Here is a 23663-nt window from a genome sequence, read left to right as displayed (position 1 = left end):
CGGACTCCGCCATATGTGCAGGACCAGGTGTACGGTCCTCAGACCGCCAGTGCCGCCGTGTGCACCGCCCTCACCAGCCCCTCGTTCTCCGGTGCCGCCCCGCCCGGGAAGGCCATGCGGCGGCGGGTGTAGCCGTACGCCAGGCCGCTGCGGGGGTCGGCGAAGGCCTGGGATCCGCCGGCGCCGCTGTGGCCGAAGGCGCCGGCGCCGAGGAACGGGTAGCGGGTCTCGGCGGTGGCCTGGAAGCCGAGGCCGAACGCCCCGGGGGCGCGGGTCACGAGGTCGTGGCCGTGGGAGTGGATCTGGCCGATCTCGGCGATGGTGTCGGGCTTGAGGAGTGGCGGCCGGCCGTCCACCTCGCTGATGGCCGCCGCGTACATCCCGGCGAGCCCGCGCGCGGAGCCGATACCGCCCGCCGACGACTGCCCGCTCGCCCGCACGATGCGGGCGTTGGGGAAGTCCGTCAGCTCGCCTCGTTCCGGCACCTGGTTGTTGAACGCGATGGAGGACAGGGTGTGCGGGCCCTGTGGCACCGCGTCCAGCTCGGCCTGCTGCGCGGGCGTCGGCGTCATCGGCAGGACGGTCCGGAAGCGGGGCTCGTGCTCGGCCGGCAGCCCCAGGAAGAGGTCGAGCCCGTACGGGGCACGCACCCGCTCCTCGTACACCTCCTGCAGCGTGCGGCCCGTCGCCCGTCGTACGACCTCTCCGGTGAGCGCGCCGATGACGATGGCGTGGTAGCCGAAGGCGCTGCCCGGCCGCCAGAACGGGCGCTGGGTGGCGAGGCGTTCGGCGATGACGCGGTCGTCCGCCAGCTCCTCCAGGGTGAAACCGGCGTCGGTTCCCAGGAGCCCCGCCCGGTGCGCGAGCAGCTCCCGCAGAGTCACCGCGCCCTTGCCCTCGGCCGCGAACTCCGGCCAGTAGAACGCCACTTCACGGTCCAGCTCCAGCACACCGTCCTGGACGAGGAGCGCGACGACGAGGTGGGCGGCCCCTTTGGTGGAGGAGAACACGCCGTAGAGGGAGTCCGGCCCGACATCCTCACCGGCCCACAGGTCGACGACCCGCCGCCCGTGCGCGTACGCGGTCAACTGACCCTCGTAGTCGGCCCGTTCGGTGGCCACGAACGCGGCGAACTCCTCGCGCACCGCCTCGAAACCGTCCGCGACGGTGCCGTGTATCTCCTGCGTCATCCGCTCTCCTCGACCTCAGCCGCTCGTGTGTGCCATGGTGAACAATGCCCGCCCGACCTGGGGGAATTCCCCCTTCGGGTGGTCGCGGAAGAGAGGTTCCGTGCCGAAGAGGACCGTGTTCGGGTCGCTGACCACGGATGCCTGTCCCGCTGCCGCTGCCGGGCCGCCCGTGCCGTCGTCCAGAGGCCGCCAGTGGCCGGAGACGAGCGGGTTGCCGGTGCCGTACGACTGCTCGACGGTGACGTCGGGGCCGAGGTCGGTGAACCAGACGGGCGCGTAGACGAAGCCGTGGTCGGGCGCTTCGCCGGTGACGGCGCCATCCGAATTCACCACGCGGACCACGCCGTTGGCGTCCTCGTTGCCTTGCACCGCGGTCGCCGTCAGCTGTCCGGTGGCCGAGGCGAGCGATGCCCCGGTCGTGCCCCGGCCGACCAGGCCGTGGGTGGTGAGGAAGCCGGTCAGGGCCGTACGCGCGGACGCGTTCAGGCCGCCGTACGACAGGCCCGACGACACGAACAGCACATCCGCCGTCGACCAGTCGAAGCCCGCGTTGAGGATCGCGGTCGACACCGGGACGACGTCGAAGTTCATCTCCCGCAGTGCGAACAGTTCGCCCGCCGTGACGGCGGCGGCCACGCGTACGCGGTGGAGGGGGGTGCCTCTGACGGTCCTCGTCGCGTCGAAGGCCACGTCGTACGACCTGGCCAGGGCCACCGCCTTCCGCCGCGCCGAGGACGGCACGAGAGCGCTGCCGTCGGCCGCCTGGCGTACCGAAACCCCGTCCTTGAGAAGGGAGTTGAGGGCGGCGATCTCCTGCGGGGAGTCGAGGCGGAGGCGCAGATTACCGCGCGGGGCCACGTAACCGACGCGGGCCGCCGCCGTCACCGGGCGCGCGGGGACGGCCGACAGCCGGCCGCTCTCGACCTCCACCACGCTCGCGCCCCACAGCCGGCCAAGGCTCCAGCCGGAGATGTCGTACATCACCGACACCTTGTCGCTGATGTCCCGCCCGTCGGCCAGCAGGACGTTGGCCAGACCACGCTTGGGCTGGCGCATGTCGACCACGTACGAGCCCTTCGCGTACGTCCGACCGCCGAGCCGGAAGGCGTGGGTCGCGCGGGTGACTCGTACGTCGTTGGCGAGCAGGTGGTCGACGAGGCGCGCGGCGGCCGTGGCGGACCGCTGGCCGGTGCCCGCCGGGATGACGTACGCGCGCGGGAACTCGGTCGTGTAGACGTCCTCGGGGCCGATGCCGGGCACGCCGGGGACGGTCTCCTCGGAGACCGGGACCTGGGCGGCGCCCGTGGCACCGCGCCGGAAGACCTCGATCTGGTCGGCGATGAGCGAGGTCCGCCTCCGCTGCACGAAGTCGAGGGTGGCCTCCATGGCCGCACCCGCCACGTCGACATTGATAGCGGACCGGCGGCGCAGTTCGCTCACCGGCAGTGACTCGTACGCCGTGTTGTTCACCTGGAGAGGGATCTCCACGGTGTGCGCGGCGACCGTGCCGTGGAATGCCGCGTACTGCGGGGTGAAGATCGGCGGCCAGTCGTCCCAGCCCTCCGCCGAGTCGCGGAAGGGGATCTGGACCGGGTCGACGCCGTCCTTCTCGGGCGTGTAGCCGAGGCCGTTGACGGCGGACTCCATGCCGAGGGCGTTGGCGTAGGTGTTCTTGAGGAAGAGGTCGTACTCGTAGTTCTCGCCGTGCGGGGGAGTGGTCGGTTCGATGAGGGTGCCGTTGACGTACCCGTGCAGGTCGAGCATGACGGCAGGCTGCTTGTCGATCTGGATCTGCCGCATCGCGCGCACCTCGGGCTGCGAGGCGGTCACGAAGTCCCGATTCATGTCGAAGCCGCCTGCGTTCGTCCGCGTGCCCGCGATACGGCCGTCCGGGTTGGCGGTGATGTTGAAGTACAGGCGGTTGCGGGCGAGGAGGTCCTTCGTCCTTGTGTCGTCGGCGGTGGCGAGCCGCTCGACGAGCTTCAGGGCCGCGTCCGTGCCCTCCCACTCGTTGCCGTGGATGTTGTTGTTGAAGAAGACGGGTGTCTTGTACTTCCGCTTGACCGCCGGGTCCTTGGCCGCCGACTGCGGGGCGGATTCGATGAGTTCGCGCATACGGGCCTGGTCGCGGGTCTGCCGTGCGGTCTCCGGGGCGGTCACGGTGACGAGGTAGAGGCGGTGCCCGCCCGCCGAGCGCCCGGCGATCTCGACGCTCACCCGGTCGCCGAGCGCCTGGAGGGCGTTCAGCTTCGGGGCTATGGCGTGGTACGGGGTGAGGCCGAGCTTGAGGGACTTGTCGGCGGGGTTCTCCGGGTCGGGAGAGAGGATCTGTTCGCGCGGGTAACCGCGGCTGGAATCGGCCGTGTCGGAGAGGTCGGCGACCGGTGCGCTGAGGGCTCGTCGGGCCGCGCTCGCCGGGGCCTTGGCGGCGCCCTGCGGCAGTGCGGAGCCCTCGCGGACGGGGGGTTTCGGATCGGCACCCGCGGGGTGCGGGGCGATCAGGAGCGATCCTGCGGTGACAGCGACGGCGGCAACGCTGGACAGTGCGGATCTCGGGCCGGGTCTCGGCGGACGCACGCTACCTCCTGGAGTGGGGTTCCTTGGACGTGCCGGTGCGGGTGACGATCACGATGTGCTGCTGTCTACCTGTTCGACTCCCGGGCAACAAGAGGGCCCCACCGTCACGAGCGCCTCGAACGGCCCCGATCCCGACGCTGATTACGTCCCGTGAGCCGCCTTCAGGTGCTACGCATCAGCGGTGAACTCTTCCGACATGTCACGCGGTGCGCGTCTGACCGCCCACGGCGCCGTCTCCACCGCCCTCGCTCTGCACAGCGACCACGCCCTGGCCGAACTCCTCGACACGGCCGCCCCGCTCGGCACCGGTATCGGCGGCAAGTCGGCGTTGCTGGAGGTCGCCGGAAGCCCGGTCTTCGTCAAACGCGTGCCCCTCACCGACCCGGAGCGCCGCCCGGAACACGTCCACTCCACGGCGAACCTCTTCGACCTCCCCCTCTACTGCCACTACGGCATCGGCGGCCCCGGCTTCGGCGTATGGCGGGAGCTCGCCGTCCACACGATGACGACGAACTGGGCGCTCTCGGGGGCGTACGACGGCTTCCCCCTCATGTACCACTGGCGGGTGGTGCCGGACTCCACGCCCCTTCCCGAGGAACTGGCCGACATCGAACGCGTCGTCGCCTTCTGGGGCGGCGGCCCCCACGTACGCGACCGCATCGAGGCCCTCCAGAAGTCCTCCGCGAGCGTCGCGCTGTTCCTGGAGTACATCCCGCGCAACCTCCACCAGTGGCTGGGCGAACGCACGGCCGCCGGTGCCGAGGCCGCCGACCGGGCCTCCGCCATGGTGGAGAGCGAGCTGGCGGCCGGACTCTCGTTCATGAACAGCCGGGGCCTGCTGCACTTCGACGCCCACTTCCAGAACATCCTGACCGACGGCCACCGCCTCTACTTCACCGACTACGGCCTCTCCTTCTCCTCCCGCTTCGACCTGTCCCCGCAGGAGAAGGCCTTCTTCGACCGCCACCGCTCCTACGACCGCTGCTACGCCCTCAACCACCTGGTGAACTGGCTGGTCGCCGACCTGTACGACTGCGGACCGGACAAGCGCGAGGAACGCGAGTCCCGGATACGCGCGTACGCCCGGGGCGAGCGCCCCACCGGCATCCCCGAGACCGCCGAGGCGATCATCACCCGCCACGCCCCGCTCGCCACGGTGATGGCGGATTTCTTCCACCGTTTCAGAGACGAGAGCAGGGAGACGCCGTATCCCGTGGACGTGCTTCGCCGACTCGATCTCCCGGCCTAAAGGTGAGTGGCAGTTGCCTAAAGGCTGTAGGTAAATGCGATAATCGACATCGGCGAGCGAAAGGATGGTCATGGCACGCGTAGGGCTCACCCCGGAACGCCTCGCACAGGCGGGCGCCGAGCTCGCCGACGAGGTCGGGTTCGACGAGGTGACCGTGTCGGCGCTGGCCCGGCGGTTCGACGTCAAGGTCGCGAGTCTGTACTCCCATGTGAAGAACTCCCAGGACCTCAGGACCCGTATCGCCCTGCTGGCCCTGGAGGAACTCGCCGACCGGGGCGCCACCGCGCTCGCCGGACGGGCCGGCAAGGACGCCCTCGCCGCCCTGGGGAACGTCTACCGCGACTACGCCCGCGAACACCCCGGCCGCTATGCCGCGGCCGGGCTGAAGCTCGATCCGGAGTCGGCGGCCGCGAGCGCCGGCGGCAGACACTCCCAGATGACACGGGCGATCCTGCGCGGCTACGACCTCACCGAACCCGACCAGACGCACGCGGTCCGGCTGCTGGGCAGCGTCTTCCACGGCTACGTGAGCCTGGAGTCGGCGGGCGGCTTCAGCCACAGCGCCCCCGACTCGCAGGAGAGCTGGGAGCGGATCCTCGACGCTCTCGACGCCCTGCTGCGCAACTGGCCCGCCGGTCAACCCCGTTGAGCAACAGGTTGAGGTCATGGACAACACACATCACTGGATCACCACACCCCTCACCGCCGACCTCCTGCGCGGTGCCCTCGACATCGAGCGCACCGAGCACGGCGTCCTCCCGCACCGGCTGCCGGCCCGGGCCCGCGCCCAGTGCACCGACCCGCAACTGGCCATGGCCGAGGCCCAGCCCTCCGGCGTACGACTGGTATTCCGCACCCGGGCCACCGCCGTCGAACTCGACACCCTCCCCACCAAACGCGCCTACGTCGGCGCCCCACCCCGCCCCGACGGCCTGTACGAACTCCTGGTCGACGGCCGCCCGGCAGGCCGGGCGAGCGTGCCGGGCGGCAACACCGTGACCATCGACATGACCACCGGCACCGTCGAGAGCCGACCGGGCACACCCGGCACCCTCCGCTTCGCGGACCTGCCCGATGCCCTCAAGACCGTCGAGATCTGGTTGCCGCACAACGAGACCACCGAACTCGTCGCCCTGCGCACCGACGCGCCCGTGGAGCCCGCCGAACCCGACCCGGACCGCAGGGTGTGGCTGCATCACGGCAGTTCGATCAGCCACGGCTCCGACGCCGCCGGCCCCACGACCACATGGCCCGCCCTCGCCGCCTCCCTCGGCGGCGTCGAACTGATCAACCTCGGCTTCAGCGGCAGCGCCCTGCTCGACCCCTTCACCGCCCGCGCCATGCGGGACACCCCCGCCGACCTGATCAGCGTCAAGATCGGAATCAACGTCGTCAACCACGACGTCATGCGCCTACGTGCCTTCACCCCCGCCGTCCACGGCTTCCTCGACACCCTCCGCGACGGCCACCCCACCACACCGCTCCTGGTCGTCTCGCCCCTCCTGTGCCCCATCCACGAGGACACCCCCGGCCCCTGCGCCCCGGACTTCACCGACATCGCCGAAGGCCGCCTGCGCTTCCGCGCGCTGGGCGACCCGGCGGAGAGCACGACCGGAAAGCTCACCCTCCGGATCATCCGGGACGAACTCAGCCGCATCGTGGCCGGGCGCGCCACCGACGACCCCCACCTCCACTACCTCGACGGCCGCGCCCTCTACGGCGAGCCCGACGCCACCGCCCTCCCTCTCCCCGACGACCTCCACCCCGACGCCGAGACCCACCGCCACATCGGCGAACGTTTCGCCGAACTCGCCTTCACCGCCGACGGCGCCTTCGCAAGCCCCGTCGGTGCCGTTGTCGGTCCCCCTCGATAAAGTCGACCCATGCGCGAACTAGGGGCGGGCTTCAAGTACCTCCTGCGAGGACAACGCTGGGTGGCCCAGCACGGCAAGCAGTACGGCTTCGGCCTGATCCCGGGCCTGATCACGATGGTCCTCTACCTGGGCGCCCTGGTCGCACTGGCCGTGTGGGGACCGGACTTCGTCATGTGGGCCACCCCCTTCGCGGACGGCTGGTCGAGCCCCTGGCTCGGCCTCTTCCGCGGCTTCCTCACCGCCGTACTGTTCGCCCTCGCCCTCCTCCTCGCGGTCATCACCTTCACGGCCGTGACCCTCCTCATCGGCCAGCCCTTCTACGAGAACCTCTCCGAGAAGGTCGACCGCGACGTCTCACCCGACGGCACGGCCCCGGAGTCCGGCCTGCCGCTCTGGCGGGAGCTGTGGATCTCGGCCCGGGACAGCCTCCGTGTCGTCATACGGGCGGCCCTGTGGGGTGTGCTGCTCTTCGCCCTCGGTTTCGTGCCGTTCATCGGCCAGACGGTCGTCCCGGTGATCGGCTTCGTCTTCACCGGCTTCTTCCTGACCGAGGAGCTGACGGCGGTCGCCCTCCAGCGGCGCCGCGTCGAGCTCCGCGACCGCCTCGCCCTCCTGCGCTCCCGCAAGACACTGATCTGGGGCTTCGGCACCCCGCTGGGCCTCGCCTTCCTCGTCCCCTTCGTCGCGGTCTTCCTCATGCCCGGCGCGGTCGCGGGCGCCACCCTCATGGTCCGCGACCTGCTGGGCGAGGAGACGAACGACGAGGACGGGACCCCGGCTCAGGGCCCGGCCAACCCCATGTTCGTCAAGTCGCAGACCCCGTAGCACCGGCGTCGAGCGCCACCGTCACGATCGCCCGTACCTGCGCGATGATGTCCAGCCGGTTCCGTACGAACTCCGGATCCGTCACCGCCCCGGTCGCCGGATCCGTGTTGCCGGTCCCGAACTGCAGCACGGGCGTGTGCACATGCCCGCCCGGCAGCGTGTCGTGCAACCCCAGCCGGTCGCGCAGCAGCGTCGCCCGGTAGGCGATCTCGTTGGACAGGTAGTCCCCGCCGCCCCCGGCCCGGGCGGTCGACCCCGCGGTCGGCCCCTCCGGCCGTACGACCGCCGCGGTACCGCCCGCCGGGATCTCGGTCACGCTCGTGTTGTCGTACACCGGGAAGCGCCCCGTGTTCGCGCCGACGATCGCCTCGTACGGCAAGGTCGTCGACGTCCACTGCGGCTGCGAGGCGGGGTCGGTGACCGGGATGGTCTCGGTCCGTCCGACGTTGTCGTTGTCGGCGAAGCCGCCGCGCCAGGCCCCGTTGGTGCGCTCGATGTCGAAGCGGCCGACGCGGCCCTGGCTGACGGTCGCGAAGAGGTCCACGTGGGGCAGCTGCCGCCGGAGGGCGCGTTCGACGGTCCCGTCCGTGAAGTCCTGCCAGCGGACGGGGAAGACGGCCGTCTCGATACGCGCCGGACCGTCGGCGGTCTGGATCACGGTCCCGTCGAGGGCGAGAGCGGTAGCCCCCGAGGGATTGGAGATCCGGACGTCCCGGTCCAGCGTGAACGGATCGAACCCGGTGACAAGCACCCGCTTCAGCCCCTTGCCCCCCTTGCCCCCGGCGGAACGCGGATACCGGATGTCGTCCTGCCCACGCGACGCACGCTCCAACGCGCCGAGCAGCTCAGCCCTCTGCCGGTCCGACAGCCCGAACTCCGGCTCCAACCCCCGCACTTCCCGCGTCATCCCCAACCGGGCCCAGTACAACGGCCGATCGTCATCCCGACTCAAATCTCCGCCCACCGGCCCGCGCCCCTGCGCCCGGTCCACCGCCCGCGTCCACAACCGCGCACCCTGCCGTACGACGATCCGCTCGGCCTGCGCGTACGACCGCGCCCCGGCCAGTGCCCGCGCCAACTCCGGTGCCACGGTGTCGAATCCGGAGCGCCGGAGGATCTCCTGAGGCGCGGCCCGGTCGAGCCGCTGCTCCTCGACGGTGAAGGTAGTGGCAGAAGTGGCAGAAGTGGCCGAAGCGGCGGCGGCCGGGGGAGCCGCGAGGCCGGCCATCAAGGTGGTCGTCAGTCCGAGTACTACGGGTATGGCGAGCTGAACGCGTAGGGACATCAAGGGAGTTCGGGCCTTCCGTCGCTGTGGGGGTGTCGCCGGACGACGGCAAGTATGCGGCACTCTGGAGTCAGCGTGCCGTAGCTGCGGGCAATCGTGCCGCTGGGGCGATGGGGGTACCTCCCGTTCGAGCGGAGCCGAGAGTGGGGGAGGGTGGGCGCAGCGGCACCCGGTATGCGCCGGTGAGCGAAACCAACCCCCGCCCAGCACCGACCGCCGGGCAACCGGTCAACCCCGGCCCACGTCCCCGCCTTCGCCCCCACCCCCCCGAGCAACGTCAAGAAGTCCCGAAACGCCCCCGGCATGTCAACCCCTGCTGCGTGAGCCCCACCCGCTCCGCGACCGCGGCCAGGCTCGCCGCGCGGTACCCACGCTCGGCGATCACCGCCAGCGCGGCCCGCACGATCTCCGCGCGCCGTACTCATCTACTGGTGACACGTGCAAGATGGAGACGCCCAGGCTTTCAACGAGGAGGTGCCGCAGTGGCGAAGACGGTGGCGGAGACGGTGGCGACAACGGAAACGGCCCGGCGGGACGAGGCGCGCGAGGCGGTCGTCGAGGCGGCCCTGGCCAAGCTCGACCTCGACGCCAAGGCCCGACTGCTGTCCGGCCAGGACATGTGGACCCTGCCCGCCCTGCCCGAGATCGGCCTGCGGTCCCTCGTCATGTCGGACGGCCCGATCGGCGTACGAGGAGTGCGCTGGACGGCGGACGACCCGTCCGTCGCGCTGCCCTCCCCGACCGCTCTCGCCGCCACCTGGGACCCCGAACTCGCCCGCCGAGCAGGGGTGTTGCTGGCCCAGGAGGCCCGCCGCAAGGGCGTCCACGTCCTCCTCGCCCCCACCGTCAACCTGCACCGCTCCCCACTCGGCGGCCGCCACTTCGAGGCGTACAGCGAGGACCCGTATCTGACCGGCGAGATCGGCTCGGGCTATGTGACCGGCGTGCAGTCCGGCGGAGTGGGCACCACGGTCAAGCACTTCGTCGCCAACGACGCCGAGACCGACCGCTTCACGGTGGACAACCTCGTCTCCGAGCGCGCCCTGCGCGAGCTGTACCTGGCCCCCTTCGAGGCGATCGTCGCGAACGCCCACCCCTGGGGCATCATGACGGCCTACAACACGGTCAACGGCAAGACCATGACCGAGCACCGCTACCTCGTGAACGAAGTCCTGCGCGGCGAGTGGGGCTTCGACGGCTTCAACGTCTCCGACTGGCTGGCCGCCCGCTCCACCACCGGCGCCATCGAGGGCGGCCTCGACGTCGCCATGCCGGGTCCGCGGACCGTGTACGGCGAGCCCCTCGCGCAGGCGGTACGGGACGGCAAGGTGGCCGAGGCCAAGGTCGACGACGCCGTGCGCAACGTCCTGCGGCTCGCCGCCCGCGTCGGCATCCTCGACGGCGCCGAGCCCGTCGTCACCGACCTCCCCGAGACCGTCGACGGCAGCGCGCTGGCCCGCGAGATCGCCCGCCGCTCCTTCGTCCTGGTCCGCAACCAGGGCGCCCTCCCGCTGCGGCCGAACGGCACCGTCGCGCTCATCGGCGCCGCCGCCCGCGATGCCCGTGTCCTAGGCGGCGGCTCCGCCACCGTCTTCCCCGCCCGGATCGTCTCCCCGCTCGACGGCCTCACCGCCGCCCTCCCCGAGGGCGCCCTGACCTACGCCGTCGGTGCCGACCCGAACACCGAACTCTCCGTCTTCGACGCGCGCTTCGAACTGCGCGCCGTGTGCCGGGACGCCGACGGCGACGTCATCGGCTCGGACTCCGCGCCGGGCGGCCAGCTCAAGTGGATGGGGCCCTCGGGCCTGCCGGAAGGCGTCACCCACGAGCGGCTGCACACCGTGGAGTTGACCGGCGCCTTCACCCCGCGCGAGAGCGGCCCGCACACCTTCGGCATCCAGGGCATCGGCACCTTCAAGCTCACCATCGGCGGCACGACGTACTTCGACGATGTCCAGAGCCCCCCGAAGGACGACCACTTCATCACCTTCTTCGGCGAGCCCACGCCCCGGGCCCAGGTCGAACTGACCGCCGGCGAACCGGTCGAGGTCTCCCTCACCTACGTCGTGGAACACACCGAAGACATCCCGATGCAGGCGATCATCTTCGCCCTCGCCCACCAGGACCCGCAGCGCGACCCCGACGACCTGATCGCCGAGGCCGTCGAAGCGGCACGCGACGCGGACACGGCCGTGGTCGTGGTCGCGACCACGGAGCGCGTCGAGTCCGAGGGCTTCGACCGCGAGGACCTGACGCTCCCCGGCCGCCAGGACGACCTCGTCCGTGCCGTCGCCGCCGCCAACCCCCACACCGTCGTGGTCGTCAACTCCGGCTCCCCGGTGGAGCTGCCGTGGCGCGAGGACGTCGCCGCCGTCCTGCTGAGCTGGTTCCCCGGCCAGGAGGGCGGCGCCGCCCTGGCGGACGTCCTCACGGGCACCCACGAACCGGGCGGCCGCCTGCCCACCACCTGGGGCACCCTGACCGAGGCCCCGGTCACCCGAGTCCTCCCGTCGAACGGCGAACTCCCGTACACCGAGGACGTCTTCATCGGCTACCGAGCCTGGCAGAAGGAGGGCAGGACCCCGTCGTACCCCTTCGGCCACGGCCTCGGCTACACCGACTGGACATACGAGACGATCGAGATCACGGACACGACGACAGTGAGGGTCCGGGTCCGCAACACGGGCACCCGCACAGGCCGAGAGACCGTACAGCTCTACCTGGCCCCGACCACCCCGGACGCGACCCGCCCGACCCGCTGGCTGGCCGGCTTCGCCACGGTCGAGGCGGCTCCGGGCGAGACGGCGGAGGCAGTTATCGAACTCCCACGCCGAGCCTTCGAAACCTGGGACGAGAGCGCCAACGCCTGGACCTACGTGAAGGGTTCGTACGAGGTAGCGGCCGCCCGCTCAATCGCAGACCGCCGGGTAAGGGCAACTGTCGAAGCGTAAGGGAACTGCGGCTAACGAACCCCGAACCCATAAACAGTCTCCGACCGATACACGCCGCCCGGCCGCAACTCCGTACTCGGAAACTGCGGCCGGTTGGGCGAATCAGGAAAGTGCTGCGTCTCCAAGGCGATCCCATCCCCGGGCCCGAACGCCCCCTCCAGATGATCCGCCGTATAGACCTGCATCCCCGGCTCCGTCGTAGCCACGGTCAACACCCGCCCTGATCCCGGCTCGAACAACTCCGCCACCACCTCGGCACCCCCCGTAACCCCCTTGTCGAGCACGAAGTTGTGGTCGTACCCGGCCCCCACCTTCCGTGCCACGCGAAAGTCGAACCGCGTCCCCTCGACCTCGGCCAGTTCACCCGTCGGAATCAGATCCCCGTTCACCGGCGTCACCCGCGCCGCATCGATCCGCAGCTCATGCCCACCCGCACTCCCGGCCGAGGCCCCCGCGAGATTCCAGTACGAGTGGTTGGTGAGGTTCACGACAGTCGGCGCATCGGTGACCGCCTCGTACGAGACCCGCAGCGCACGACCGTCCTCGTCGAGCGTGTACGTGGCGGACACCTCGAGCCGCCCGGGGAACCCCTCCTCCCCATCCGGACTGACGCGGAACAACCGCACCCCACCCTCGACGGCTTCGGCGTCCCACACCCGCTTGTCGAACCCGAGCGCACCACCATGCAGGGAGTTGGGCGGATTGTTGCACTCCAGTTCGTACGTCCGGCCGTCCAACGTGAAGCGCCCCCGGGCGATCCGATTGGCGTACCGCCCGATCAGCGCCCCGAAGAACGGCCCCTGATTCCGCAGGTACCCGTCGAGGTCGGCGAACCCCAGCACCACATCAACGGCTCGGCCCTCGCGGTCCGGGACCTCGACCGACTGCACGATCCCGCCGTACGTCAGGACGCGCACCCGCGTGCCGCCCCGCTCCAGCGTCCAGCGATGAACAGGCGTGCCGTCGGAAAGTGTGCCGAAAAGTTCGTTCATGAGCGAAACTCTAGGTCACCCCCGGAACCCCGGTCACGTGCCCTTCCCGCTCACCACCCGATACGCGATCTCCGCCAGCCGCGCCTGTCCGTTCACGCTCGGATGGAACCAGTCCCACTGGCTGAGCTGCGCCTGCCCGAACCGGTAGTCGAAGACGGCATCCCCGTCGTAGCGGCAGTAGCGGTCCTCGGCGCAGACATCGCGCAGGACGTCGTTGTACGCCACCACGCGTTCCTGAACGGCGTCGCGCCGCTCGGTCGCGGCCGAGGTCATCACATCCGGATCGGCCAGCATCGACGGACAGATGCCCAGCTTCCAGACCTGCTTGCCGAGCGGATTCGTCCGCCCTTCGCTCCACAGCCGCTTCAGATCGGGCACGCTCGCCACGAACACCTGTGCCTTCGGCAGGCTCTTGCGCAACGTGGCCATCGCGTCCTCGAAGTCGGCGCGGAAGTCGGTGACCGGGGTCATGTCGCCGGTGGTGGCCCGGCAGGCGTCGTTCGCGCCGATCATCACCGCGACGAGTTCGGGCTCGCGGGTCACGGCCCGCGCCACCTGGCTCGGCAGGTCGGCCATCCGGGCCCCGGTGACCGCGTAGTTCCAGCTCCGCTGGGCAGCCCCGGTCTTGCCCAGCAGTCGTACGGCGAGACTGTCGACCGACGCGTCACTGCCGGTGGCCCATGACACCTCGGGGCAGTCGGAGAGCACCTCGCACGCGTCGAAGCCACGGGTGATGGAGTCCCCGACGGCGACCAGTGACTCGGGGGTGCTGTCCCAGGTGGGGGTGGGCAACGCGGAGGGCCGGGCCTTCGCCTCGGTGGCCCGGGGACCTGGGGAGTCGCCACCGCTGGCGTCGCACGCGGCCGTACCCAGCAGGAACGCCGCCACGACGGCACCGACCCCCGCCCTCGAACGGTGCGAACGGTGGCGTCGCTTCCGCATCCCTGGTCCCCTTCTCTCTCCATACACGTGCAACCCCCACTCATGACAACGCACGAGAGTTCCCGACGCGGGGCCCGGCTACGGATGAAGATTGGGTTTGACGGGACGGAAGGTGCAACTGTTCTCATACGTACAGGCGTCCCCTCGGGTGAAACCCGAGTTCTTCCTGGCGTTGGCTCCGACGGTACGTCACACTCCTTGCTTCGCCGCACGGTAGCCTCGCCACGTGGCCCGCTCCGCCACTGCCGTTCCGTCAAGTTACAAGAAGCACCGCTCTGTGGAGGCCCCGGTGACGACACGTGGAGTTCTGTACGTGCACTCCGCGCCGCGCGCGCTGTGCCCGCACGTCGAGTGGGCCGTCGCGGGGGTTCTGGGGACCCGGGTGAACCTCGACTGGATCCGGCAGCCGGCCGCGCCGGGCACCTGGCGCTCGGAGTTCTCCTGGCAGGGCCAGGCCGGCACCGCCTCCAAGCTCGCCTCGGCGCTGCGCGGCTGGCACCTCCTCCGCTTCGAGGTCACCGCCGAGCCCTGCCCCACCGCCGAGGGCGAGCGCTACAGCTGCACCCCCGACCTGGGCATCTTCCACGCCGTCACCGGCATCCACGGCGACATCCTCATCCCCGAGGACCGCCTCCGCGCGGCGCTCACGCGCTCCCGCAGCGGAGAGACGGACCTGGAGGCAGAGATCGCCAAGCTCCTGGGCAAGCCGTGGGACGACGAGTTGGAGCCCTTCAGATACGCGGGAGAGGGCGCCCCGGTCCGCTGGCTGCACCAGGTCGTGTAAGCGACAAGTCCCGACACGAACGAAGGGCTCCCACCGACCGGTGGGAGCCCTTCACGTTCGTAGGACGGGAGATGTTCGTACGACGGGAGATCAGACCGTCCGGAACGCCAGAACCACGTTGTGCCCGCCGAACCCGAACGAGTCGTTCAGCGCGGCGATACGGCCCTCAACGGGAAGCTTGCGAGCCTCGCCCCGCACGATGTCGGCGTTGGCCTCGGCCTCGGGGTCGAGGTCGTCCACGTTGATCGTCGGCGGAGCCACCCGGTGGTACAGCGCGAGCACCGTCGCCACGGTCTCCACACCACCGGCACCGCCCAGCAGATGCCCCGTCATGGACTTCGTCGCGGACACGGCGAAGTGGTCGGTGTCGTCACCGAACACCTTGCGCAGCGCCTTCAACTCGGCGATGTCACCGGCCGGCGTCGACGTCCCGTGCGCGTTGACGTGCACGATCTCGGCGGGGTCGAGGTCGGTCCGGTCCAGCAGGTTCTGCAGGGCGTGGGCGATGCCCCGACCCTCCGGCTCGGGCTGGACGATGTCGTGACCGTCGGCGGAGACGCCCTGGCCGACCGCTTCCGCGTAGACACGGGCGCCACGCGCTGCCGCGTGCTCGGCGGACTCCAGCACCACCACACCCGCGCCCTCACCGAGCACGAAGCCGTCACGCCCGGTGTCGTAGGGACGCGACGCGCCCTGCGGGTTCTCGTTGTTCTTGGACATCGCCATCATGTTGCCGAACGCGGCGATCGGCAGCGGATGGATCGCGGCCTCGGTGCCACCGGCGATCACGACGTCGGCGCGGCCGGTGCGGATCATCTCGATGGCGTAGCCGATGGCCTCGGCGCCCGACGCGCAGGCGGAGACCGGGGTGTGCACACCGGCGCGCGCGCCGACGTACAGACCGACGTTGGCGGACGGGCCGTTGGGCATCAGCATGGGCACGGTGTGCGGGGAGACACGGCGTACGCCCTTCTCCTTCAGCACGTCGTACTGGTCGAGGAGGGTCGTCACACCACCGATGCCGGAGGCGATGACCGCGCCGACCCGGTCGGCGTCGACGGTGCCGTCGTCGGCGGACGTCTCGGTGTAACCGGCGTCGGCCCACGCCTCCTTGGCCGCGATCAGCGCGAACTGCGCGGAGCGGTCCAGTCGGCGGGCCTGCGGGCGCGGAATGACCTCGGTCGGTTCCACAGCGATCTGCGCGGCGATACGTACCGCCTGGTCGGCGGCCCACTCCTGCTCCAGGAGACCGACACCGGAACGTCCGGCGACCAGCCCCTCCCAGGTGGAAGTCGCGTCGCCACCCAGCGGTGTGGTTGCGCCGATACCGGTGACGACCACGGTGCGATTGGTCGAGCTCACGGAAACTTTCTCCAACAGTTACGAGGAGGACAACCCCGCCGGGGCGGGGACAACGGCGCCACCGCCGGGTGGCGGGGCAGAACGGACTGATCCGGGGACCGGGCCGGGGCCCGATCCGGTGGATCAGGCCTGGTGCTTGAGGATGTAGTCGGTCGCGTCGCCGACCGTCTTGAGGTTCTTGACGTCGTCGTCCGGGATCTTGACGTCGAAGCGCTCTTCGGCGGCGACGACGACCTCGACCATGGACAGGGAGTCGACATCCAGGTCGTCGGTGAAGGACTTGTCCAGCTGGACGTCCTCGACCGGGATGCCGGCGATCTCGTTCACGATGTCGGCGAGACCGGCGACGATCTCTTCCTGAGTGGCGGCCATGAGGGCGCTCCTTCGTAGATATCCAGAGTGTTGGGCGTCCGCCGCGTCGGCGGCAGGTGTTGCGGTTTCCGTTCCGGACCGCATGATCCGGAACGGTTGCCTAGGGGAGGGTAACGACCGTCGCTGCGTACACGAGACCCGCCCCGAAGCCGATGACGAGCGCGGTGTCGCCGCTCTTCGCCTCGCCGGTCGCCAGGAGCCGCTCCATCGCGAGCGGGATCGAGGCGGCCGAGGTGTTGCCGGTGGTGCGCACATCGCGGGCGACCGTGACGTGCTCCGGCAGCTTGAGTGTCTTCACCATCGAGTCGATGATCCGCTCGTTGGCCTGGTGCGGGATGAAGACGTCCAGGTCGTCCGGGCTGATCCCGGCCGCGTCCAGCGCCTGCTGCGCGACCTTCGCCATCTCGAACACGGCCCAGCGGAACACCGCTTGGCCCTCCTGCGTGATCGCGGGGAACTTGGCGACCTGGCCGGTGCGGTAGTCCGTCCACGGCACGGTCTGCTTGATCGTCTCGGACTTGTCGCCCTCGGAGCCCCAGACGGTAGGGCCGATGCCCGGCTCCTCGGACGGGCCCACGACGACCGCGCCGGCGCCGTCGCCGAACAGGAAGGCCGTCGCCCGGTCCTCCAGGTCGGTCAGGTCGGACAGCCGCTCGACGCCGATGACGAGTACGTACTCCGCCGATCCCTCGACGATCATGCCCTTCGCGAGGGTGAGCCCGTAGCCGAAGCCCGCGCAGCCCGCCGAGATGTCGAAGGCGGCGGCCTTGTCCGTGCCGAGCTTGTCGGCGATCTCGGTGGCGACGGCAGGTGTCTGCTTGAAGTGCGAGACGGTGGAGACGATCACACCGCCGATCTGCTCGGCCGAGATCCCGGCGTCGGCGATCGCCTTGCCGGAGGCCTCGATCGACATCGCGGCGACCGTCTCCTCGTCGCTCGCCCAGTGCCGGGTCTCGATACCGGAGCGGGAGCGGATCCACTCGTCGGACGAGTCGATCGTCTCGAGGATCACCTCGTTCGGCACGACCCGGGTCGGGCGGTAACCGCCGACACCGAGGATGCGCGCGTACGGGGCACCCTTGCTGGGCTTCAGCTTCGCCATGCTCCGGGCTCCTTGTCAGGCGTGCTCTGCGATGAGCTCGCGAGCGGCGTCGAGATCGTCGGGGGTCTTGAGCGCCAGGGTCTTCACACCCGGCAGCGCGCGCTTGGCGAGACCGGTGAGCGTGCCGCCCGGGCACACCTCGACGAGCGCGGTCACGCCCAGCTCCTTGAAGGTCTCCATGCACAGGTCCCAGCGGACCGGGTTGGCGACTTGGCCGACCAGCCGGGCGAGCACGTCGGCGCCGGTGGCGACGGCCTTCCCGTCCTTGTTCGACACGTACGTGAACTTCGGGTCCCCGGGGGAGAGTCCGGCGGCGGCCTCGGCGAGCGCGTCGACCGCGGGGGCCATGTGGTGCGTGTGGAAGGCGCCGGCGACCTTGAGGGCCACGACCCGGCGGACACCCTCGGGCTTGTCCGCCTCCAGCGCGGCCAGCTGCTCCAGGGTGCCGGCGGCCACGATCTGGCCCGCACCGTTCACGTTCGCCGGGGTCAGGCCCAGCTTCTCCAGATGCGGAACGGTCGTCTCGGGGTCGCCGCCGAGCAGCGCGGACATACCCGTCTCGGTGATCGCGGCGGCCTCGGCCATGGCCAGACCCCGCTTGCGTACGAGGGCCAGGGCTTCGGAAACGTCGAGGACACCGGCGAAGGCGGCGGCGGTGATCTCGCCGACGCTGTGGCCCGCGACCGCGCCGGGCGTCATGTCACCGAGTGCCGCGGCGGACAGCAGTCCGGCCGCGACCAGCAGCGGCTGGGCCACCGAGGTGTCCCGGATCTCGTCCGCGTCGGCGTTCGTCCCGTAGTGGACGAGGTCGAGCCCGATGGCGTCCGACCACGCGGCGAGGCGGTCGGCGGCACCGGGGAGTTCGAGCCAGGGGGTCAGGAAGCCGGGCGCCTGGGCGCCTTGGCCGGGAGCGACGAGTACGAGCACTCTCACACTCTCTCTTGGGGACGGCCGACGCCGCCCGTGGGGACAGGGACGAAGAACACGAGGGGCTTTTGTAGCCCCCCGACAAAACCCTAGAGCTGAGGATCTCCATTCACCAGACGCCCCAGGATCAGCGCGATCCGCAGTGTGAACGCAGAGCGTACATCTGAAGGAGACCAACCGGTGACGTCAGTCACACGTCGAAGCCGGTAGCGCACGGTGTTGGGATGGACGAAGAGCATCCGGGCCGCGCCTTCGAGACTGGAGGCCTGTTCGAGATAGACGCTGAGCGTCTCCAGCAGCGCGGAGCCGGCCTCCTCCAGCGGTCTGTAGATCTCCTCCACCAACTGCTCACGGGCGTTCGGGTCTCCCGCGATGGCCCGCTCCGGAAGGAGATCGTCCGCCAGCACGGGCCGGGGCGCGTCCTGCCAGGCGGAACAGGCCTTGAGCCCCGCGGCCGCCGCCTGCGCGGACCGGGTCGCGGCCAGCAGGTCGGGCACGACCGGCCCCGCGACGACGGGTCCCGCGGCATACGGCCCGATCAGCGACTTCGCCACCTGCAACGGATTGTTGCTGCCTCCGGCGATGACCACGAGCCGGTCGCCGAGCACACCGGTGAGCACCTGCAACTTGGCGTGCCGGGCAGCCCGTCGGATCGCCTCCACGGTCAGCTCGCTGTCGCCGTCCGGGGCGGTGCCGAGGACCACGCACACATGCTCGGGGGAGTTCCAGCCGAGGGCGGCGGCCCTGCTCACCGCACCCTCGTCGGCCTCCCCGCTGAGCACCGCGTTCACGACCAGCGACTCAAGGCGGGCGTCCCAGGCACCCCGTGCCTCGGCGGCCTGCGCGTACACCTGTGCGGTGGCGAAGGCGATCTCGCGCGCGTAGACGAGGAGCGCCTCGCGCAGCACGGACTCGTCACCGGGAGCGGCCACCTCGTCGATCGCGGACTCCATGACCTCGATCGTCGTCCGCACCATCTCCACGGTCTGCCGCAGCGTGATCGCCCGGGTCAGCTCACGCGGCGCCGTGCCGAACACATCCGTCGAGATCGCCTGCGGGGCGTCCGGGTGCCGGAACCACTCCGTGAACGCGGCGATACCGGCCTGCGCGACCAGCCCGATCCACGACCGGTTCTCCGGCGGCATCGCCCGGTACCAGGGCAGCGTCTCGTCCATCCGTGTGATGGCCTGCGCGGCAAGGCTTCCGGACGACTTCTCCAACCGCCGCAACGTTCCGGCGTGCGCGTGGACGTGCGGTACGGGTTCGGATTTACGGGTTTCGGGTTCGGGCACGGGACAAGACTGCCTTATCGGGACGTCGACGCGCGGCGCGGGTCGCTACCGTGGAGTACGTGATCGACGTACGGCGCGCCGACGAGCGCTACCCCGGAGGTGACCCCGAGTCCGGGATCGCCTCCCTGCACGCCTTCTCCTTCGGGGCGCACTACGACCCGGACAACCTCCGCTTCGGTGCGGTGATCGCCTGCAACGAGGAGCGCCTCGCCCCCGGCGCCGGCTTCGACGAGCACCCGCACAGCAACACCGAGATCGTCACCTGGGTCGTCGAGGGCGAGCTCACCCACCGCGACACCACCGGCCACGAGACGCTCGTCCGCCCCGGCGACGTCCAACGCCTCAGCTCGGCGGGCGGCGTACGGCACGTGGAACGCAACGACGGTTCCGCGCCCCTGACCTTCGTTCAGATGTGGCTGGCCCCCCTGGACCCGGGCGGCGACCCGTCGTACGAGATCGTCCACGGCATCGCCGACTCCACCCCCTACGCCGTCCCGGAGGCGGGCGCCATACTGCACGTACGACGGCTGGGCACGGCGGGGGAGCGCACCGCCGTACCGGACGCGCCGCGGGTGTATGTGCATGTCGTCCGGGGTGAGGTGCGGCTCGGGGAGCACGGGCTGGGGCCCGGGGACTCGGTGCGGGTGGAGGGGGAGAAGGGGCTGGAGCTCGTGGGGATGTCGGGGCCGGCGGAGGTGCTGGTGTGGGAGCTGGCGGGGTGACGGAGGCTCAGATCCCGCTGCTCGGCTCCTCCGCGTTCCGCCACACCGTGATGTCCACGGTGATGTAGTCGCTGGGGTCGTTCGCGGAGGCGGCCCCTTGGATCGTGACCAGGCCCATGTGGCCGCGGGCGGTGTGTACACATGGCTGGGAGCCCCTGGAGACCTGGTCGAGCGACACGCTCAGCGCGTACCGGGTCTCGTTCAGGCAGGTGTCGAGCGAGCCCTGCTGAGTGGTGTTCAGCAGGACGAGCTTGTTGCCGCCGAGCACAATCCTCGTCCCCGAGAGGTCATTGACGTAGTAGAGGTCTCCGCCGGTCCCGTCGACGCTGTCGAACGTGCTGAGCGGCTTGGGCGGCGAGTCCGTGAAGCGCACATAGTGGTCGCCGGGATGTCGACACCCTTGTGACTGGCCGGGGCGTGATCGGAGTCGGCAAGCGGCCCGGAGCCGCCCGAGCCGGAACCTCCGCCGGAGGTCGAGGTCGCTTCGTAGATGCTCGACCCCTCATGGGAGCCCGTAATGCCTTCCGTCGCGTTCCCGATGACGCCCACGACCGCGGCACAGCCCCCGAGCTGCAACACGAGCAGTCCCAACACGAGCGCCACGATCCTGCCCGCCTTGCTTCTGGGCGGCGGAGGAACGGGGCGCGTGTGTGGTTGCGGCTGTGGGCCGGGGCGCCACATGTGTGGCCGCGGGGGAGGGGGCGGTGCCTGGGGCCCGGGCGGCCGGGCGTACGGCGATGCGCGGGGGGACTGTGGGGGGGCCGGCTCCGCCCGGGGGGTGTGGGCCGTGGGTGGGGCGGGGGCACCGGCACGGGTGTACGGCGTGGTGGGCGGGAGAGAATCCGCCAGCAGCCTGGTCGAGGCCGAGACCCCCCGGGTGATCTGCTCCCCGATCGCGGCGGGCAGCCAGGACCCGGACTGGCGCAGCGGGGTGAGCGACGCCTCCTGGCGCAGGGTGATGACCTGTGCGAGGGAGGGCCATCCAAACGGATCAGTCACTGTGTGCCCAACAAGGATCAACCCACCGCGCTCGATCCGATCCGATCCCGGCCGGCACCGCAACGGTTCGAGTACCGGGTCGAGCCGAGGTCGGACGTACGGTGAGCCCGCGCTTGATCGCCACACGGGCGAGGACGGCGGTCGGGGGGCGCCCCACCGGGCATCCCCGACCGCCGGCAAAGCCCGGCTGAGCCCGGAGGTTCCCACCAGGCTCAGCCGCGTTTCCTTTTCGCCCGCCGCTCCTCGGCCGCCGCGCGGCGGATCTCCTCCTGGTCCCACAGCGCCTTCAGCTCAAGGGTCCGTTCGTCGAGTTCGATCGGAGCATCCTCGTCCCCGTCCGTCCACAGCCCCTGCTCCTTCAGCTGCCGCGTGTGGACCTCCACCGGCGGCTCCGGGTCGAAGTCGCTGGGCCGGGGCCCCTCCGGGCCGTCGGGGCCGATACGGATCAGCCGCTCGACGCGGGTGACACGGAAACGGGTCCCGTCGACGCTCAGGCTGTTGCCGCGCTTTTCGTCCAGCAGGTCGGCCGCTCGCGCGTACTCCGCCTTCTTCTCGTCCGACAGCCGCAGCGTGAACGGCGCCATGACCCGCAGCCATGCCGCCAGGCTGTCGCGTGCCCCCTGCGGTGTGGAGTGCGATGACCCGGGGTTGTGCGACCTCCACTCCCCGTCCACCCGCTCGGAGATCATGAACACCGCCGGCAGCAGCACACCGCCCGGACAGGCCACAGCGGCATGCCGTGCGTCGGCCAGTACGTCCTCCGGTGTGCCGGAGGCGGATCCGAAGAGCTGCAGGAGATCGAACTTCAGCAGGCTGTCGGACAGCCCGGCGCTGGTGTACGGATCGACAACGAAGCCCTTGGTGCGTGACCGCACACGGTAGGCCTCCCCGACCTCCGCCGGGTCGGGATCGGAGGGCCGGGGCGGTTCGGGCCCGCCGCGCCCCATGCGGATGAACTTCGCGGCCCGCACGATGCGGTACCGCTCGCCGCGAACCCGGAGGTCGTCGACGACTTCCCGGTCCATGCGCAGGGCGGCCGCCATCCACGCCTTCCGCGCCTTCGCGTCACCGGCGTCCTCGGCTTCCTTGGCGCGCATCCGGAAGTGCGAACCCAGGGTGTCCCTGGCGCCCTGCGGGGTGTCGCTGCCGTACTCGGACAGCTCCCAGCCTCCGGCGTCGAGCTCCCGCGCATGGAAGAACTCCGCGAGGCTCACCGCCATCAGCCCGGGATACCGTTCCCGCGCCTGCCATGCCTCCTGCTCGGCGAATGCCGCGATGGGGCCTTCCTGCGGGGCGACCCGGAAGGTCAGATAACCAGGCACCCTGTCTTCGTAACCGGTCATGTACTGAATGTGCCCGAATCCGAGGCGACTTCGCCGCAGAACGGGGAATCACACCAACTCGGCCAGCACCGCGTCCGTGAACGGCGTCCACGCCTCGATCGCCCACGGTCCGAACGCCCGGTCCGTCAACGCCACGCAGGCCACCCCCGCCGCCGGGTCGATCCACAGGAACGTACCCGACTGCCCGAAGTGCCCGAAGGTCCCCGGCGACGACGAAGTACCCGTCCAGTGCGGTGACTTGGCGTCCCTGATCTCGAAGCCGAGGCCCCAGTCGTTGGGGTTCTGGTGGCCGTAGCCCGGCAGCACACCCTTCGTTCCCGGGTACTGCACGGTCATCGCCTCGGCGACCGTACGTGGATCGAGCAGCCGGGGCGCCTGCACCTCGGCCGCGAACCGCACGAGGTCGTCCACGGTCGAGACGCCGTCCTTGGCCGGAGAACCGTCGAGCGTGGTGGCCGTCATCCCCAGCGGTTCCAGTACCGCCTGCCGCAGATACTCCGCGAACGGGATGTCCGTCGCCTTGGCGACATGGTCCCCGAGCACCTCGAACCCGGCGTTGGAGTACAGCCGCCGCTCCCCGGGCGCCGCCGTCACCCGGTGCTCGTCGAAGGCCAGCCCCGAGGTGTGCGCGAGCAGATGCCGTACGGTCGACCCGTCCGGCCCCGCCGGCCCGTCCAGCTCGACCGCCCCCTCCTCGTACGCGACGAGCAAGGCGTACGCGGCGAGCGGCTTGGTGACCGAGGCCAGCGCGAACCGCTGCCCGAGCGGGCCATGGGCCCCCAGTACGGTGCCGTCCGCCCGCACGACGGCCGCGGCGGCGGTGGGGACCGGCCAGTTCTCGATCAAAGCGAGGCTCTGCAAGGACATGTGTACGA

Annotated in this window: 20 protein-coding genes and 1 pseudogene; 7 read left to right on the top strand and 14 right to left on the bottom strand. The window is 70.6% G+C overall.

What is annotated here, in order from left to right; translation table 11 throughout:
• Positions 1-38: 38 nt before the first annotated feature.
• The gene (locus tag CES90_RS17660; protein ID WP_189781162.1) at positions 39-1190 is read right to left on the bottom strand and encodes a serine hydrolase domain-containing protein; all 1152 of its coding nucleotides are present in this window, start codon (positions 1188-1190) and stop codon (positions 39-41) included.
• Between the two features lie 15 nt (positions 1191-1205).
• The gene (locus CES90_RS17655) at positions 1206-3767 is read right to left on the bottom strand and encodes a M14 family zinc carboxypeptidase (protein WP_189781161.1); all 2562 of its coding nucleotides are present in this window, start codon (positions 3765-3767) and stop codon (positions 1206-1208) included.
• A 196-nt stretch (positions 3768-3963) separates the two neighbouring features.
• Here CES90_RS17655 and CES90_RS17650 point away from each other — a divergent pair, with 196 nt between their 5' ends.
• From CES90_RS17650 to CES90_RS17635, 4 genes are all read left to right on the top strand, one after another.
• Positions 3964-5016 (top strand): serine/threonine-protein kinase, encoded by a 1053-nt coding sequence (locus tag CES90_RS17650; protein WP_189781160.1) that lies wholly within the window; start codon positions 3964-3966, stop codon positions 5014-5016.
• Positions 5017-5086: 70 nt separating this feature from the next.
• Positions 5087-5665: a TetR/AcrR family transcriptional regulator gene (locus CES90_RS17645; protein WP_189781159.1), complete on the top strand. Its 579-nt coding sequence runs from the start codon at positions 5087-5089 to the stop codon at positions 5663-5665.
• A gap of 16 nt (positions 5666-5681) precedes the next feature.
• Positions 5682-6890, top strand: a complete 1209-nt coding sequence (locus tag CES90_RS17640) for a GDSL-type esterase/lipase family protein (RefSeq protein ID WP_189781158.1) — start codon at positions 5682-5684, stop codon at positions 6888-6890.
• Positions 6891-6899: 9 nt separating this feature from the next.
• Complete coding sequence (locus CES90_RS17635) at positions 6900-7715, top strand: EI24 domain-containing protein (RefSeq protein WP_189781157.1); 816 nt, start codon at positions 6900-6902, stop codon at positions 7713-7715.
• On the opposite strand, the gene CES90_RS17630 is transcribed toward CES90_RS17635, so the two are convergent.
• Together CES90_RS17630 and CES90_RS17625 are read right to left on the bottom strand one after the other, a co-directional pair.
• Positions 7696-9000, bottom strand: coding sequence for a pyroglutamyl-peptidase I family protein (locus tag CES90_RS17630; protein ID WP_189781156.1), 1305 nt, complete (start codon positions 8998-9000; stop codon positions 7696-7698). The genes CES90_RS17635 and CES90_RS17630 overlap by 20 nt on opposite strands.
• A 307-nt stretch (positions 9001-9307) precedes the next feature.
• Positions 9308-9406 (bottom strand): annotated as a pseudogene (locus tag CES90_RS17625) (TetR family transcriptional regulator); the annotation flags it as partial.
• Positions 9407-9482: 76 nt separating this feature from the next.
• Between CES90_RS17625 and CES90_RS17620 the strand changes: the two are divergent.
• The gene (locus CES90_RS17620) at positions 9483-11951 is read left to right on the top strand and encodes a beta-glucosidase (protein WP_229913615.1); all 2469 of its coding nucleotides are present in this window, start codon (positions 9483-9485) and stop codon (positions 11949-11951) included.
• Positions 11952-11962: 11 nt separating this feature from the next.
• On the opposite strand, the gene CES90_RS17615 is transcribed toward CES90_RS17620, so the two are convergent.
• Both CES90_RS17615 and CES90_RS17610 read right to left on the bottom strand, forming a co-directional pair.
• Complete coding sequence (locus tag CES90_RS17615) at positions 11963-12943, bottom strand: aldose epimerase family protein (RefSeq protein ID WP_189781155.1); 981 nt, start codon at positions 12941-12943, stop codon at positions 11963-11965.
• Between the two features lie 33 nt (positions 12944-12976).
• Positions 12977-13885 carry an SGNH/GDSL hydrolase family protein gene (locus CES90_RS17610; RefSeq protein WP_189781154.1) on the bottom strand — a complete coding sequence of 303 codons (909 nt, stop codon included), beginning with the start codon at positions 13883-13885 and terminating at the stop codon, positions 12977-12979.
• Positions 13886-14174: 289 nt separating this feature from the next.
• Here CES90_RS17610 and CES90_RS17605 point away from each other — a divergent pair, with 289 nt between their 5' ends.
• The gene (locus tag CES90_RS17605) at positions 14175-14669 is read left to right on the top strand and encodes a DUF3145 domain-containing protein (protein ID WP_189781153.1); all 495 of its coding nucleotides are present in this window, start codon (positions 14175-14177) and stop codon (positions 14667-14669) included.
• Positions 14670-14759: 90 nt separating this feature from the next.
• Here the strand turns inward: CES90_RS17605 and CES90_RS17600 are convergent, their stop codons facing one another.
• The 5 genes from CES90_RS17600 to CES90_RS17580 form a co-directional block, all read right to left on the bottom strand.
• Complete coding sequence (locus CES90_RS17600; protein ID WP_189781152.1) at positions 14760-16031, bottom strand: beta-ketoacyl-[acyl-carrier-protein] synthase family protein; 1272 nt, start codon at positions 16029-16031, stop codon at positions 14760-14762.
• Positions 16032-16154: 123 nt separating this feature from the next.
• Positions 16155-16403, bottom strand: coding sequence for an acyl carrier protein (locus CES90_RS17595; protein ID WP_007381745.1), 249 nt, complete (start codon positions 16401-16403; stop codon positions 16155-16157).
• A gap of 100 nt (positions 16404-16503) precedes the next feature.
• Positions 16504-17505, bottom strand: a complete 1002-nt coding sequence (locus tag CES90_RS17590) for a ketoacyl-ACP synthase III (protein ID WP_189781151.1) — start codon at positions 17503-17505, stop codon at positions 16504-16506.
• A 15-nt stretch (positions 17506-17520) separates the two neighbouring features.
• On the bottom strand, positions 17521-18432 hold the full coding sequence (locus CES90_RS17585) for an ACP S-malonyltransferase (RefSeq protein WP_189781150.1): 912 nt from the start codon (positions 18430-18432) through the stop codon (positions 17521-17523).
• A gap of 89 nt (positions 18433-18521) precedes the next feature.
• Positions 18522-19724, bottom strand: coding sequence for a PucR family transcriptional regulator (locus CES90_RS17580; protein ID WP_189781149.1), 1203 nt, complete (start codon positions 19722-19724; stop codon positions 18522-18524).
• 59 nt (positions 19725-19783) lie between these two features.
• On the opposite strand from CES90_RS17580, the gene CES90_RS17575 reads away from it, so the two are divergent.
• Positions 19784-20446, top strand: coding sequence for a pirin family protein (locus CES90_RS17575; protein WP_189781148.1), 663 nt, complete (start codon positions 19784-19786; stop codon positions 20444-20446).
• Between the two features lie 7 nt (positions 20447-20453).
• Here CES90_RS17575 and CES90_RS17570 read toward each other — a convergent pair whose 3' ends face one another.
• The 3 genes from CES90_RS17570 to CES90_RS17560 form a co-directional block, all read right to left on the bottom strand.
• Entirely contained in the window at positions 20454-20819 is a 366-nt protein-coding gene (locus CES90_RS17570) for a hypothetical protein (RefSeq protein WP_189781147.1), read from the bottom strand.
• Positions 20820-21657: 838 nt separating this feature from the next.
• The gene (locus CES90_RS17565; protein ID WP_189781146.1) at positions 21658-22788 is read right to left on the bottom strand and encodes a DUF5954 family protein; all 1131 of its coding nucleotides are present in this window, start codon (positions 22786-22788) and stop codon (positions 21658-21660) included.
• Between the two features lie 48 nt (positions 22789-22836).
• Positions 22837-23655, bottom strand: coding sequence for a serine hydrolase domain-containing protein (locus CES90_RS17560; protein WP_189781145.1), 819 nt, complete (start codon positions 23653-23655; stop codon positions 22837-22839).
• Positions 23656-23663: the final 8 nt, after the last annotated feature.

The organism is Streptomyces capitiformicae (assembly GCF_002214185.1).
Taxonomy (GTDB): domain Bacteria; phylum Actinomycetota; class Actinomycetes; order Streptomycetales; family Streptomycetaceae; genus Streptomyces; species Streptomyces capitiformicae.
Note: the sequence above shows the minus strand (reverse complement) of the source record. Positions and strands in the feature narration are given on the sequence as shown.